This window comes from Salinivibrio sp. EAGSL (genome assembly GCF_013366455.1).
GTDB classification, from domain to species: Bacteria; Pseudomonadota; Gammaproteobacteria; order Enterobacterales; family Vibrionaceae; genus Salinivibrio; species Salinivibrio costicola.
Genome location: NZ_JABWMG010000009.1, coordinates 77,456 through 92,115 on the forward strand (window position 1 = coordinate 77,456; position 14,660 = coordinate 92,115).

Annotated in this window: 12 protein-coding genes, 2 tRNA genes and 2 pseudogenes; 2 read left to right on the plus strand and 14 right to left on the minus strand. The window is 50.2% G+C overall.

Annotation, left to right across the window (positions count from 1 at the left end; translation table 11 throughout):
- Positions 1-57: 57 nt before the first annotated feature.
- Complete coding sequence (gene sodB, locus HLG76_RS07440; RefSeq protein ID WP_021022302.1) at positions 58-642, minus strand: superoxide dismutase [Fe]; 585 nt, start codon at positions 640-642, stop codon at positions 58-60.
- A gap of 302 nt (positions 643-944) precedes the next feature.
- Between sodB and grxD the strand changes: the two genes are divergently transcribed.
- Entirely contained in the window at positions 945-1,283 is a 339-nt protein-coding gene (gene grxD, locus HLG76_RS07445; RefSeq protein WP_021022303.1) for a Grx4 family monothiol glutaredoxin, read from the plus strand.
- Positions 1,284-1,410: 127 nt separating this feature from the next.
- On the opposite strand, the gene HLG76_RS07450 is transcribed toward grxD, so the two are convergent.
- The 3 genes from HLG76_RS07450 to rnt all read right to left on the minus strand — a co-directional run bounded on the left by HLG76_RS07450 (position 1,411) and on the right by rnt (position 5,397).
- Positions 1,411-2,733: a Na+/H+ antiporter family protein gene (locus HLG76_RS07450; RefSeq protein WP_175993384.1), complete on the minus strand. Its 1,323-nt coding sequence runs from the start codon at positions 2,731-2,733 to the stop codon at positions 1,411-1,413.
- Positions 2,734-3,008: 275 nt separating this feature from the next.
- Positions 3,009-4,292 (minus strand): outer membrane protein transport protein, encoded by a 1,284-nt coding sequence (locus HLG76_RS07455; RefSeq protein ID WP_175993385.1) that lies wholly within the window; start codon positions 4,290-4,292, stop codon positions 3,009-3,011.
- Positions 4,293-4,728: 436 nt separating this feature from the next.
- The gene (rnt, locus tag HLG76_RS07460) at positions 4,729-5,397 is read right to left on the minus strand and encodes a ribonuclease T (protein WP_021022306.1); all 669 of its coding nucleotides are present in this window, start codon (positions 5,395-5,397) and stop codon (positions 4,729-4,731) included.
- 213 nt (positions 5,398-5,610) lie between these two features.
- Here rnt and HLG76_RS07465 point away from each other — a divergent pair, with 213 nt between their 5' ends.
- Positions 5,611-6,522, plus strand: coding sequence for an OmpA family protein (locus HLG76_RS07465; RefSeq protein WP_175993386.1), 912 nt, complete (start codon positions 5,611-5,613; stop codon positions 6,520-6,522).
- Between the two features lie 192 nt (positions 6,523-6,714).
- On the opposite strand, the gene gloA is transcribed toward HLG76_RS07465, so the two are convergent.
- The 10 genes and pseudogenes from gloA to HLG76_RS07515 form a co-directional block, all read right to left on the minus strand.
- Positions 6,715-7,131 carry a lactoylglutathione lyase gene (gloA, locus tag HLG76_RS07470; RefSeq protein ID WP_021022308.1) on the minus strand — a complete coding sequence of 139 codons (417 nt, stop codon included), beginning with the start codon at positions 7,129-7,131 and terminating at the stop codon, positions 6,715-6,717.
- Positions 7,132-7,175: 44 nt separating this feature from the next.
- On the minus strand, positions 7,176-7,817 hold the full coding sequence (gene nth, locus HLG76_RS07475) for an endonuclease III (RefSeq protein ID WP_175993387.1): 642 nt from the start codon (positions 7,815-7,817) through the stop codon (positions 7,176-7,178).
- A gap of 12 nt (positions 7,818-7,829) precedes the next feature.
- Positions 7,830-8,528, minus strand: a complete 699-nt coding sequence (locus HLG76_RS07480) for an electron transport complex subunit E (RefSeq protein ID WP_021022310.1) — start codon at positions 8,526-8,528, stop codon at positions 7,830-7,832.
- A pseudogene (rsxG, locus tag HLG76_RS07485) lies at positions 8,525-9,162 on the minus strand (electron transport complex subunit RsxG). Before rsxG ends, HLG76_RS07480 begins: the two are co-directional and overlap by 4 nt.
- Positions 9,159-10,238, minus strand: coding sequence for an electron transport complex subunit RsxD (gene rsxD / locus HLG76_RS07490; RefSeq protein WP_077460383.1), 1,080 nt, complete (start codon positions 10,236-10,238; stop codon positions 9,159-9,161). Before rsxD ends, rsxG begins: the two are co-directional and overlap by 4 nt.
- A gap of 29 nt (positions 10,239-10,267) precedes the next feature.
- Positions 10,268-12,253, minus strand: a pseudogene (gene rsxC / locus HLG76_RS07495) (electron transport complex subunit RsxC); the annotation flags it as partial.
- Entirely contained in the window at positions 12,253-12,828 is a 576-nt protein-coding gene (gene rsxB / locus HLG76_RS07500; protein WP_021022314.1) for an electron transport complex subunit RsxB, read from the minus strand. The gene rsxB and the pseudogene rsxC, both read right to left, overlap by 1 nt.
- Complete coding sequence (rsxA, locus tag HLG76_RS07505) at positions 12,825-13,409, minus strand: electron transport complex subunit RsxA (RefSeq protein ID WP_021022315.1); 585 nt, start codon at positions 13,407-13,409, stop codon at positions 12,825-12,827. Before rsxA ends, rsxB begins: the two co-directional genes overlap by 4 nt.
- A 422-nt stretch (positions 13,410-13,831) precedes the next feature.
- A tRNA-Asn gene (locus HLG76_RS07510) sits at positions 13,832-13,907 on the minus strand.
- A 36-nt stretch (positions 13,908-13,943) separates the two neighbouring features.
- Positions 13,944-14,019: transfer RNA gene (locus tag HLG76_RS07515), tRNA-Asn, on the minus strand.
- Positions 14,020-14,660: the final 641 nt, after the last annotated feature.

Here is a 14,660-nt window from a genome sequence, read left to right on the forward strand (position 1 = left end):
TGCAAGAGCCAGGGCTTGCAACAGACCTTTTTCGCGCTCGGTCTGTTGGCGATTGGTTTAGCCTGCGAAGTTTTTCGCGACGAAGTCCCAGTTAACCAGTTTCCAGAATGCAGCGAGGTAATCTGGACGCACGTTACGATAATCGATGTAGTACGCGTGTTCCCAAACGTCGACAGTCAACAATGGCGTTTCACCATCGTGAGTCACGGGTGTTTCGGCATTCGAGGTGTTGACGATTGCAACCGACCCGTCTGCTTTTTTCACCAACCAAGTCCAGCCTGAGCCGAAGTTAGTCACAGCAGCATTGGTGAACTGAGTTTTAAACTCGTCAAACGAACCAAATGCTTTGGTGATCGCGTCTGCAACGTCACCTGTTGGCTCACCGCCGCCATTTGGGCTTAGGCAGTGCCAGTAGAAGGTGTGGTTCCACACTTGGGCCGCATTATTGAACACGCCACCTGACGAGGTCTTGATAATGTCTTCGAGTGATTTACCTTCGAAATCTGTGCCTTCGATCAAACCGTTCAACTTCACCACATAGGTGTTGTGGTGCTTGTCGTAGTGGTAGTCGAGTGTTTCTTTTGAGATATGTGGTTCTAGTGCGTCTTTTGCGAAAGGTAATTCAGGTAGTTGGAATGACATTGCTATATATCTCCGTTTTTATCGTGAGAGTGCTTCCTGTAGTCGATCACTGACAGTGCAGGGGCAAATACGAATGACTGACAACGGATGATCACTGACTACCCATTGCCGCTATCGCCACCTAACCATCGAGTGTGACTACTATTTTCGTTTTGCTAAGTCTAGTTTAGCAAGTTTTTACTTTATTAAAAGGATCGCAGCAAAATTTTTACGCTTAATCCCACAAAACATTTAGGCATTTTTTTCCAGCCTGTTAACCAGTAGAATCAAAATAAGATTCACAGACAGTGTTCGAGGAAGCAATGGAAACAATGGACAAAATTAAGCAGCAAATCGAAGAAAACGCGATTCTGCTATACATGAAAGGGTCGCCGAAACTACCAAGCTGTGGTTTTTCGTCACAAGCCTCTCAAGCGCTGATGTCGTGTGGCGAGAAGTTTGCTTACGTGGATGTGTTGCAAAACCCAGAGATCCGCGCAGAGCTACCTGTTTACGCACAGTGGCCAACATTCCCACAGTTGTGGGTTGACGGAGAGCTGGTTGGCGGGTGTGACATCATCTTGGAAATGTTCCAAAAAGGTGAGTTACAGCCACTGGTCAAAGAAGCGGCCGCGCGTCGTGATGCGAGTGAAAACGAGTAATTGTTCGCGTTTATCCGGCTCTCGCCGTATCACTGAAACGAGCCGTATCAGGTAAAAAGCCACGTTATAAAACGTGGCTTTTTTTCTTGTCTATACCGCCTTTTTACTCACATAGCGCGTTTACGCCCTAGAGCATCATCGCGGCTAACCAGCCGAAGACAATTAATGGCAGGTTATAGTGGATAAAGGTGGGGACCACGGTATCCCAAATGTGTTCATGTTGGCCATCGGCGTTCAGGCCCGACGTTGGACCCAAAGTAGAATCCGAAGCGGGTGAGCCAGCATCGCCCAGGGCGGCGGCCGTTCCCACCAAGGCAATGGTTGCCATCGGCGAGAAGCCAAACGCCAGTGAGAGTGGCACATAAATGGTAGCGATAATCGGAATGGTCGAGAACGACGAGCCGATCCCCATGGTCACTAGTAAACCGACAATCAACATCAAAAACGCCGCGAGCGGTTTGTTATCGCCAATCGAGCCTGACAAAGAAGCGACTAAGGACTCCACACCACCCGTTGCTTTCATTACCGCGGCAAACCCAGCGGCGGTGATCATAATAAAGCCGATCATCGCCATCATGTGTACCCCTTTGGTAAACACATCCTGGGTGTCTTTCCAACGGATCACGCCGCCAAAGGTAAACACCATAAAGCCGGCCAATGCGCCGACAATCATCGACCCTGCCATCAGCTGCACGCTTAACGCCGCGGCAATCGCAATGCCTGCAACCCACAGGTTACGGGGGCTAATGGCGTGGTTTTCCGGCTCAGCAGTGAGGACGTCCCCTTCACTGTATTGGCGTGGCTGGCGATAGCTGATAAAGGTCGCGATCAGCAAGCCTACTACCATCCCGGCTGCCGGTAATAACATTGCCGTCGGCACCTGGCTGGCGACCACGTTTAGGCCATTGTCATTGAGGTTTTTCAGCAAAATATTATTCAAAAAGATGCCGCCAAAGCCGACCGGCAACACCATATACGGCATGATCAAACCAAAGGTCAGCACACAGGCGACCAGGCGACGATCGAGCTTTAAGCGTTGGAACACATGCAATAAAGGTGGGATCACAATAGGAATAAAAGCGATGTGGACCGGAATCGCGTTTTGCGACGAAATAGCCAAAAGGCCTAATAAGACCAAGACCACATATTTAAAGGTGGCGGTATTGGCATCGGTGGGGCGCGCGTTAAGCTTGCGGATCACCGAGTGCGCGAGAACATCGGTGATCCCTGAACGGCTAATTGCGACCGCAAAGGTACCGAGCATCGCATAACTGAGCGCAATAGTGGCACCACCGCCAAGGCCGCCTTCAAAGGCACTGATGGTCTCGGAAATACTGAGCCCACCGACCAGGCCACCAAGGACCGCACTAAAGGTGAGTGCGACGACGACATTGACGCGCATAAGGGCCAGTGCCAGCATGACACAGACTGAAATGACTACCGGGTTCATGGAAACGTTCCTGTTATAGGGGTTATCACTGCAGCGTTGCCGCAGGGGTTATCTATGATTTTGTAATTAAGCTACCCAGTTTGCGCAAAATTTTGTCTGTGTCGAGGGGAAATCGTTTTTTTTTGGTTACTTTCTTTCATGCTTGTCGGTTTTGCTCGCGTTATTCCATCATAGCGGCCAGCCATCGCTTCTAATGTCATTCAGGGCGGAATACTAGATCGAAAAAAGCCGGCCTATGTAGGCCGGCTCGTTGGGTTATGGCTAGGTAGCAGTATTTAGAACAAGTAGTTCAGCTGCAAACCGTAGATGTAAGCATCGCCACCGGCTGAGAAATCAGTATCTGATGGTTGTAAATCAGTCAACGCTTCAGTACCACCGACTTGATCACCATCGAGGAAGGCAAAGCCTGCATCAATCGACAGGTTTTCATTGGCAGTATAGGTGGCACCCAGGCTCCACCAGTGACGGTCTGAATCTGGAATGCTTAGTGTGCGTTTTTCTGCTGATACCGGGCTTTCATCATAGGCATAGCCGGCACGGAAGGCCCAATGGTCGTCCATGGTATAGGTGGCACCCAGCGCATAACGCCAGCTGTTATCCCAATCTTCTTCTTTCTGGAAACAGACACTATCGTTATTAGCACAGCCTGAACCTGTTGCTTTAAGCTCTTTCAGACTATCCCAGCCGGTGTACATAGCGCTGTAATGGACGGCGAATTGTTGGTTTAACTGATGGAAGCCCGAGAACTCAATGATTTCAGGTAGGTTAAGCTCTAACTCACCGTCAACGGTTGAGCCCGGGACGCCTGTTTTAGTCCCTGTGCCATCGGTAAATTTACCATCAAGCGTCACATCGGTTTGTGAACGATAAGTGAGACCAAAACGGTTATTTTCATCGAGCTCCCAGAGGGTGCCGATGTTCCAGCCAAAGCCCCAACCATCGCCGGTTAGTTTTGCCGCCTGATCGGTCACAGATGCAGCGCTAAGGTTCGCTAATGCCCCTGTTTGACGCTTAAGTTCAGCATCGGCATAAATCGCGCTAATTCCTGCGCCAATACTCCATTGGTCATTGAGCTTATACGCAATATTGGGGTTAAAGTTCATGGTCACCAGTTCAGTTGACCCTGAGATTGACCCCGCGTAAAAGTCTTTCGGATAGTCGGTTGACAAACCAAAATTAGAAAAGGCAGAGAAGCCTACCGCTAACTTGTCATCAATCGGCTGAATGATATGGATATTGGGCACATATTCAGTAGGAGCAATATCTTTTGCATCTGATGTCGTCCCAGCGCTTATAGCGGAATTGGCATCCACATCCGCATGCACATCCGGGTCAATGATACTTAAGCCGCCCGAGAATGCGGTGGTGTTAAAACGGGTTAGGGCAGCCGCGTTGCGTGCGCCAACGGCGGCATTGTCTGCGATAGCGGCTTCACCGGCAAAAGCACGCCCCAAACCGGATACCGAGGTTTCTGATACTTGGAAGCCGGCACTGTGTGCTTGTACGGCTAACAAAGATAAACTGGTTGCCACTAGCGATTTCTTAAATAGTGATGACATAACGCGCCTCACTCCTATGTTAATTAAGCTTCTTGTTCTTTGGGGCCGCCGCTTCAAAGCCCATCTTGCGTGGGCGAGAGAAGTGGTCGGATGTTCTACAGGTTCAATACTGGCACCAATTTCGCGTTTGTTAAAGGTTGGTTTCAAAACGGATACCGCACGATGTCACCTGGTTGGGCTGATAATGTTTCTATCGATTGTTTTAAGTAAATACTCTAAAGCGTTTATTGCTCATCTCAGCCCGTGTTTGGCGTAATATGGATAAATTAATTCTGTCGCTCACTCCTTATGTGCCTGTTTAATCGTGGTTAATATGCTGGCTAAATAGAGGCCAAAATAAGATCACAAAAATGTGACAACAAACAAGTTGTTAACAATTAAAGCATGCATTTATTGCTGCAACGGGTAACCGTGGGTCGGCTCACGCGCTGGGGTTTTATTCGGGCGTCTCTTCTTGCGCGTCAGGCGCAGAGGGCAAAGGCCAGCCGCCTAGGCGCTTCCAACGATTAACAATTTCACAAAATAGCTCGGCCGTACGCTCGGTATCGTAAAGGGCGCTATGGGCTTCTTTGTTATCAAAAGCAATATCAGCGGTTTTACAGGCTTTAGCCAGCACGGTTTGCCCGAGAGCCAAGCCGCTTAAAGCCGCCGTATCAAAGGTGGCAAAAGGGTGGAAGGGGTTACGCTTTAGCTTCGCGCGCTCGGCGGCGGCCATCACAAAGCTGTGATCAAAATTGGCATTGTGGGCGACCATAATGGTGCGCTGGCACTCTGCCGCTTTTTGCTCTTTACGGATCAGTTTAAAAATCTCTTTTAAGGCTTCGCCCTCATCAACCGCGCCGCGCAAGGGGCTGTAGGGATCACGAATGCCGGTAAATTCAAGGGCCGCTGGCTCTAAGTTGGCGCCTTCAAAAGGCGTGACATTAAAATGCAATGTTTTATCCGGAGCGAGCCAGCCTTGCTCATCCATTTTTAAGGTTACCGCGCAAATTTCGAGTAATGCATCGGTGTTGGCGTTAAACCCGGCTGTCTCCACATCAACAACAACGGGAAAGTAACCACGGAATCGGGCCTTAAGGCTGTTTAGATCGCTTTCTTGGCTCATGCAATGTCACTTTACTTACAATAATCAGAGCGTGATTATCGCAAATCCGGACGATAAGCTAAAGTCACCATCTTGCCGGTCGATATCTTTATCGTTACTCTTGTTGGTTAAACCGTCTCTCACTGCTGGGTGCATCCTCTTTAGGTGTGCAAATATGCCACTCCAAGGATCATAAAGCCTGTGCAGAGCCTCATGCGAAGTTCGGAGTCCAGAATGGCGTCTCGCCTTTTTAAGCCATGCCTGATTAATAATGTGTTGCCGGGCGCGCTGGCCCTCACCGTGGGTCTATTGAGTGCGGGTAATGTTTATGCAAACAAGCAATATGTCGCATCGCTTGGCGAGTCGAACTGGGCGGTGACCATAGATACACCGATCGAGTGCCGCCTGCAGCACAATATTCCTGGATACGGGCTCGCGTCGTTTACCTCGCGCGCCAGCAAAGACATGAATGTAGATTTCGAGTTGGAGATGCAGCGTCCTATGGGCGAGACAGCGCCGGTATCTTTGCTATCCATGCCGGCCGATTGGATGCCCGGTGAACCGGCCCGATATATGGACCAGCTTAAGTTTTTCCAACAGTTTGATGGTTATGTCGGCGGCCAAACGGCCTGGTCGATGTTGAGCGAATTGGAAGAAGGTCGCTTTCCTACCTTTAGTTTTCAAGATTGGCGGCGCCAACAGCGTCAAATCGATGTTGCCCTGTCTGCGGTGGCGTTTGGGGCACCGTACCAAGAATTTAGCCAATGCTTAAACACCTTATTGCCTTACGCGTTTGAGGACATTTCCTTTACCGTGTTGCGCTATCAAGAAAACAGCGATGAACTCACCAAAGCGAGCCGCCAACGCTTAACCCAAATTGCCGAATTTGTCCGCTATAGCGATGATATTGATTTGGTCCTGGTCGCCACTTATTCCGATGCACGAGGCACACGCGCCGCCAATCAAAAAATGTCGGAGCGGCGGGCGAAGAAATTACGTGACTACTTTACCTCTTTGGGCTTGCCTGAGGACAGGATCACCGTTGAAGCCTATGGCGAGCGCCGGCCGGTCGCCGATAACGAGGATCCCATTGGCCGAAGTAAAAACCGTCGTGTGGTGATCTCTCTGGGTAGGACCTTGTTATAAGGCACAGTCAACGTTCAGCGAGTAGGCGGACGTTCAGCCCAGGTGGGATGACAAACCAAAAGCGAACCTTAGTTCCCAGCGACAGAAATAACAAAGCCCTGCGGTTGAAGCAGGGCTTTGTTGTCTTGGCTATGTCGCTATCACTAAGGCTCACTCTGTTAAGCGTGTGAGCTTCATGAGAGCAGGTGTCAGTTAACCGTTTAGGCCAGCAGACGCGCTCTTGTTTTGAATAAGTTCGAGCTTATAACCATCAGGGTCAGTGACAAAAGCGATTTCAGTGCTGCCACCTTTTACTGGACCTGGCTCGCGAGTGATATTGCCGCCGGCTTGGCGAATTTGATCACAGGTGGCGTAAACATCGTCGACACCGATCGCAATATGACCAAAGGCGTTGCCGTGATCGTATTCCGATTCGCCCCAGTTATAGGTCAATTCGATCACCGCACCGTCAGACTCATCGCTGTAACCGACAAACGCCAAGCTATATTTATACTGCTCGTTTTCATTGGTGCGTAACAAACGCATACCCATTACGTCGGTGTAAAATTTCACTGCGCGATCCAGATCACCGACGCGGATCATGGTGTGTAGAATTCTGCCGTTAGACATGACGTTGCTCCTTTATTACTTGCCAGTGCTCGCCTGAAATAGCGTTAGCTGTCTGGATAGACTTTATCTTTATACTCACATAAATCTTCAATGATGCAACTGCCACAGCGGGGTTTGCGTGCCAGGCAGGTATAGCGTCCGTGCAAAATAAGCCAATGGTGCACATCGACCTTAAACGCTTTGGGCACCACCTTGTTCAGTTTCTCTTCCACGTCATTGACGTTTTTACCCATCGCAAACTTGGTGCGATTAGAGACCCGAAAAATATGGGTATCGACCGCAATAGTGGGCCAACCAAATGCGGTATTGAGCACAACATTGGCCGTTTTTCGCCCGACACCGGGTAAGGCCTCCAGCGCTTCGCGGCTTTCTGGCACCTCACCACCGTGCTGTTCGATCAGCGCACGACAGGTCTTAATCACGTTCTCGGCTTTGGAATTAAACAGGCCGATGTTTTTGATATAGGACTTCACCCCATCCACACCTAGTGCCAATAAGCCCTCTGGAGTGTTGGCCACCGGATAGAGTTTATCGGTAGCTTTATTGACACTCACATCGGTAGCCTGGGCAGACAGTAACACTGCAATCAACAACTCGAAAGGGGTAGACCAATGCAGCTCTGTTTGCGGTGTTGGGTTGTTGTCCCGCAGCCGCTCCAAAATCTGTTGTCGTTTTTCTTTATTCATTTCCCTATCCCGTCACTGATTGCCGGTGATCCGCGCACGTTCAATCACTGGTTTCTGCTCGGATTCTGTCTTACTGGCAAGATGTGTATCAATGATGTTTTTCAGAGCGATCAAAAAGCCCACCGCTAAAAATGCACCGGGTGGCAATATCGCCAATAAGAATTTGGTATCGAATTGGAAAATTTCAATCCGTAGTACCGAGGCCCAATCACCGAGTAATAGATCGGCGCCATCAAACAAGGTGCCGTTACCAATAATCTCTCGAATCGCGCCGAGTATCACCAGCGCTGCGGTCATGCCCGTTCCCATCCAAAAACCATCACTAACCGATAAGCCAACCGGGTTTTTTGAGGCAAAGGCTTCAGCGCGGCCGATAATAATACAGTTGGTGACAATTAAGGGGATAAAGATCCCGAGTGACTGATAAAGGCCGTAAGCATAGGCATTCATCACCAATTGCACACAGGTGACCAATGAGGCGATCACCATCACGAAAATTGGGATACGCACTTCTTTAGGCACCCATTCTCGGATCACCGACACGATTAAGTTGGAACCCACTAGCACAGCCAGTGTTGCAATGCCGAGGCCCAGCGCATTGGTGACGGTGGCAGAGACTGCCAGCAGTGGACACAACCCCAGCAGCTGCACAAAGGCGGGGTTGTTGCTCCATAAGCCATTTTTCATCAGCGCTTTGTGGTCACTGTTCACGACGCACCTCCGCAATTGACAGGTTGGTTAAGCAAGGTAGCTTGTTGCTGGCTGACAAACCAGGCCGCTTTTTTTACCGCGGTAACCACCGCCCGGGGGGTAATGGTCGCACCGGTAAACTGATCGAACTGACCGCCATCTTTTTTGACCGCCCAGCGTTTATCATCTTCACTGGTCACTGTCTTGCCGCTAAAGCTCCGTACCCAGTCCGACACACGTAAGCTCACTTTGTCTCCAGGCCTGGGGTTTCATTGTGCTCGAGGACCCGTACGCCCAAAACTTGATGACTGGTCGCATCCATCCCGATCAGCACTTTTATCGCGCCATTGTAGCCATTGGGGGCGATGGTTTGAATGGCGACCGTGGTCACCTCATCGTTCAAGGTGCCGACATAAAAAGGTTGCGCCTCGTCAGTGCCGAGTGCGTCCGAGTTTGTCACCAGGCGGCAGCTTTGGTGAAGCGGATTATCATGGCGCGCCTTTGGGACCACTTGATTGAGCGCTTTGGATAACTGAATTTGTTGTTGCTCTTTTATCGTGTCTTCAGTCAGCGCATTGGTAACCGCCACTAATGCGGTGGATAAGAGGGCTGCGATCGCCAAGATGCCCCCATGTTTTCGTATTGTTTCAATCATGACTGTGACTTCTTCTCTGCCCGCTTATTCGCATGGCCGTAAGTTCTCGGTTTGGTGTAGTAATCAATCAAAGGCACGCATAAGTTAGCGATAATCACTGCAAACGCGACACCGTCGGGGTAGCCACCCCAAGTACGGATCAAGTACACCAACACCCCAATGAGGCCGCCGAACCACAAGCGCCCTTTGTCCGTCGTGGATGCGGAAACCGGATCGGTGGCGATGAAAAATGCCCCCAGCATGGTCGCACCAGACAACAAATGAATCAGCGGCGACGCTAATTGATCGGGCGCAATCAAGTGGCCCAACAGTGAGCTTGATAATAAGGCGGTGAGTACCGCAACCGGAATATGCCAGTTGATCACACCGCGTTGAATCAATACCAAACCACCGAGCAGATACAGCGTATTCACCCAGGCCCAGCCTTTGCCACCAACGGCAGAAAATATAGGCTGTTGCAAGGCCTCACTGACGGTTTGTCCGCCGGCTAATGCGGTTTTTATGGTGTCCAGTGGCGTGGCCATGGTTGCACCATCGACGGTCATACGGAGTTGGTTAACACTAAAACCGTCCAACGTATAGCCACTGAAAATAGCGGCTAGGGTATCACCGAACGTTAACGCATGGGTGGCAAGGCTTTCGGGTGGTAGCCAGGTAGTCATTTGTACTGGAAATGCGATCAATAACACTACATAGCCAACCATAGCAGGATTAAACAGGTTTTGACCCAGCCCGCCATAAATATGCTTGGCAACGATGATAGAAAACGCGGTACCAATTACGATCACCCACCAAGGTGCCATCGGGGGGATCGCGACGGCCAAAAGAAATGCAGTGAGCAGCGCGCTATTGTCACGTAAATAGGCCATCACCGGGCGGCGACGTAACCGCATCACCAGTGCTTCTGTTGTCCAGGCGGTTAACACGGCGAGCGTTAGCTGGATTAATACTCCCCATCCAAAGAAATACCACTGTGCCGCGAGTCCTGGTAATGCGCACAGGAGAACGGTCAGCATAATATGGCTGGTGGAGCGCTTATTGTGGGCGTGTGGTGAACTTGCAATGAAAAACGCCACGTTGATTATTCCTTATTATCTTGTTTTTGTTGAGCGGCTTTACGCGCTTTGGCACGGGCAACGGCAGCGGCGACAGCGGCTTTTTTATCGCTGGCCTCGCCAGTGTCTGACGTTTTGTTGGCTGTTGCGGTTTGGCTTTCAGTTGAAGCCGACGAATCAGCACTTGATTCGCCTTGTTGCGCCGCTTTTCGGGCCTTGGCGCGGGCAACGGCAGCCGCTACGGCGTCTTTTTTACCATCTTGGTTGTCAGTGTTTTCTGATCCTGCCTGCGACGCTATGGCTTGCGCGGGTTTTTGCGTCTCTTTCGCCGCCTTACGCGCTCGGGCTTGCCGTTTGCGCTCCTCGCGCAACTTCATCATTTCACTGTTATCTGGCTCATCACTGCCGGTTTTCGCTGCCTCGGCTTGCTTGGCTTTTGCGCGTGCAATCGCAGCGGCGACTGCGGGTTTCACGTCGTTATCGGCCGATTGCGCCGCTTTTTTCGCCTTCACCCGTTCAACTGCAGCGTTTAAGGCATCGCCAGAGCCGGCATTTTGCTGTGCGGCTTGTTTGCGACGTTCCGCTGCTTGGCGGTGTTTTTCTTCTCGCTCTTGTTTTTCTCGTTCCATTCGCGCTTTTTTGGCTTCAAAGCGTTGGCGCGCCCGTTCGGCCGCCTCTTTTTCTGCTTCAATCTCGCGGATTTCGGCTTTGGCTTGGCGATAATATTGCACCAGCGGAATCTCACTAGGACAGACGTAGGCACACGCGCCACATTCAATACAATCAAATAGATCGTAGTCTTGGCATTTGTCATAGTCTTGATCTTTCGCGTACCACTGCAGCTGCTGCGGGAGAAGATGCGCGGGGCACACATCGGCACAGGCACTGCACCGAATACAGGCCATTTCTTGTTTGGCTGGTGCTATTTCTTTGCGGGTTGGCACCAACACACAGTTAGTCGTTTTGGTGATGGGCACCTTAGCGTGAGGCACCGTAAAGCCCATCATCGGGCCGCCAACAATCACCCGTGGCTGTTTTTTATCCGCTTTATAGCCGTGCTGAGCTAATAGTTCGCCAATCGGCGTGCCCAATAGTGCCCAGCGGTTTTGCTGGGTTTTGAGCGTTTTCCCGGTCAGGGTTACCACGCGCTTGATAAGCGGCTCACCGTCTAGCACGGCGCGCTTAATCGCGTATGTGGTGCCAATATTTTGCATCAACACGCCGATGCTGGCCGGAAAGGCTTTGGCCGGTACCTCTTTTCCTGTGATCAGTTGGATGAGCTGTTTTTCACCCCCTGATGGGTATTTGGTCGGCACCACTTGAATGAGGATGTCGTCCTCCACCGCGTCGACGGCGGCGTTTAACGCAGCAATCGCCTCGGGCTTGTTATCTTCAATACCAATCACCGCCAGTTTTGGCTTCACAATGTGGTTGAGAATTTGGATGCCCGCGACGATTTCATCGGCGCAATCTTGCATCAAGCGATCGTCGGCGGTGATATAGGGCTCACACTCGGCGGCGTTGATGATCAGTATCTCGGTTCGTGCGAGGCCGGTTTGTAGTTTACGGGCGGTAGGGAAACCCGCTCCCCCCATTCCCGCAATGCCCATAGCGCGAATATGGTCAATCAGGCGTTCAGGTGTTTGGGTGTGATACTCAGCAAAAGCGGGTTTTGCGCCCCATGTATTGTTACCGTCCGGTTGAATCACAACACAGCGATCGGATAACCCAGAAGGGTGGGCGATGGTTCTATCTTCAATTGCAATCACGGTGCCTGAGGTTGGAGCATGCACCGGCACACATTGCTGAATGTCGGTTTCGGTGAGAGCTTGTCCAGCGAGGACTTGATCGCCTTGGCTAACGAGTAGTTTGCCTTTACTGCCAATATGTTGTTTTAACGGAATAACCAGTTCAGATGGCAGTATGTGCTCAAGAATCGCGTTTTGGTTAGATTGGGTTTTGTGCTCGGGTGGATGAATACCGCCGTGAAAATCCCAGATCTGACCGTGTTTAATTTGTTCAATGAGACTTTCCATCAGGCGCGTGCCCCCTGATTGTCGGTTATGTTTACTACCGGAATTTGGTCGAGCTGCCACTTCCAGGTTTCTGGTGTGTCCTGGACGGGGATCATTTCAATGCAATCGGTCGGACAGGGTGCTACACAGAGATCGCACCCAGTGCAATCTTGTTCAATCACGGTATGCATGGCTTTGGTGCTACCGACAATCGCATCAACAGGACACGCTTGAATACACTTAGTGCAGCCAATGCAGTCTTCTTCGTGGATAAAGGCAACGGTTTTGATGCTTTTTTCTTCATCATGCGCCAATTCTGTCGCCTCAACGCCCATCAGGTTGGCGAGGTTCTCGATGGTTTGTTGCCCGCCAGGGGGACATTTATTGATTTCATCGCCATTAGCAATCGCTTCGGCATAGGGTCGACAACCAGGATAACCACATTGGCCACATTGCGTTTGTGGCAGGATGGCATCAATTTGATCGACAATGGGATCGGCCTCGACTTTAAAGCGGATCGAGGCAAAACCAAGAATTGCGCCGAAAATAGCGGCGAGGGCAGCGATAACAATCACTGCGATCACGATTCCACTCATGATAAGGTCACCAATCCAGTAAAGCCCATAAAGGCGAGCGACATCAGACCTGCGGTGATCATAGCAACAGACGCGCCCCGGAAGGGAGCCGGCACATCAGCCGCGGCAATACGCTCACGCATCGCGGCAAATAGAATCAACACCAGCGAGAAACCACAAGCCGCACCAAAACCATAAATGATGGATTCAATAAAGCTGTGCTGCTGTTTTACGTTGAGCAAAGCAACACCCAACACCGCACAGTTTGAGGTGATCAGTGGCAAGAAAACGCCCAATAACCGGTGTAACGTAGGGCTGGTTTTGTGTACCACCATCTCAGTGAACTGCACGACCACGGCAATGACGAGGATAAAGCTCAGTGTGCGCAAGTAGCCAAGATCTAACGGAATGAGGATATAGGTTTCAACCAGGTACGAGCTCACCGATGCCAGGGTCAGCACAAAGGTTGTGGCTAAGCCCATGCCAATCGCTGTCTCTAGTTTTTTTGATACGCCCATAAATGGACACAGGCCCAAAAACTCCACCAGAACGAAGTTATTGACCAAGACAGTGCCCACTAATAGCAACAAATACTCAACCATGCTATTTAATCATTTAGTGTTTTTGTGATCTGCCTATTATCGACCTTTGAAGCGGCTATAACAACCGCCATCAAGCAGGGTTTTTGCCTGACCCGCTGTAAGCTATCAGTGACGCTTGATTTGCGACCGGCTTAGTAAAGGGTAGTGGTAGAACAGAAGGGGCGATCAATATGAGAATGCTGTTTCGAGGGAGAGAATAGTCAAGTCTAAGCAGACAGCTCAGTCAACGTTGGTTAAATAGCGTTTGGTTGAATAGCGACATAATCTGCGAAGCAGATCAGACAGTGACTTGGAAAGAGTAGAATTAAAACGAAGGAAGTGGCTCCCCCTGCGGGATTGAACGGGGACGCCCAGTCCTGCGACATAATCTGCGAAGCAGATCAGACAGTAACTTGGAAAGAGTAGAATTAAAACGAAGGAAGTGGCTCCCCCTGCGGGATTCGAACCTGCGACATACGGATTAACAGTCCGCCGTTCTACCAACTGAACTAAGGGGGAATCGATTTACTGATGTATTCTTTTTGATTTCAAGGTTGGCTCCCCCAACTGGACTCGAACCAGTGACATACGGATTAACAGTCCGCCGTTCTACCAACTGAACTATGGGGGAATTGCCTTGAGAACGGGGCGAATCTTAGCGAGCCCCTGAAAAAGTGTCAACTCATCAACTCTAAGAAAATCCATCTTTTCAACTGACTGCTGAAAAGCTAGCCGTTGGCGTTGATAAAAGCACCACAATGGCGATCGATTAAGCATTGATGCGAACTTGGACTTGACTTTTATTCACCCCAGTAAGGCAAGGGCTTTTAGTGGTTACCCACAGATTCTGTGGATAACCATGTGTGTGAATCTTGATAAACTCGCTACATGGTTGATTTTATGCAAAACATCGATAATCACGAAATTGTTTTGTGTTTTTATGGTTATGATTTTATTGATTTTTTATGGGTAAGTGCGCACGAGTATGACGAAGGCGGAATGTCAATATTATGCACAGATTATTTTTTCGTCAGTCATTGAGTATCGGGGATAAATACAGTGATGATCATTGAATGTTGCGATTTTTTTGCGGGAAGGAGGGGTAAGGGTTCCAAAAGAGGACCGATAGGTTACCTAGGTCCGATTTTCAGATCAAGAACTCTACGCGAAAAAGATCGCATTTTACACGCAACCAGTAAGCAGTCAGAGTCGTTGACTCCGTCAGGTGAGTCAGGACAATAAGATGACTTGGTCAGACGACCCAACAGGACA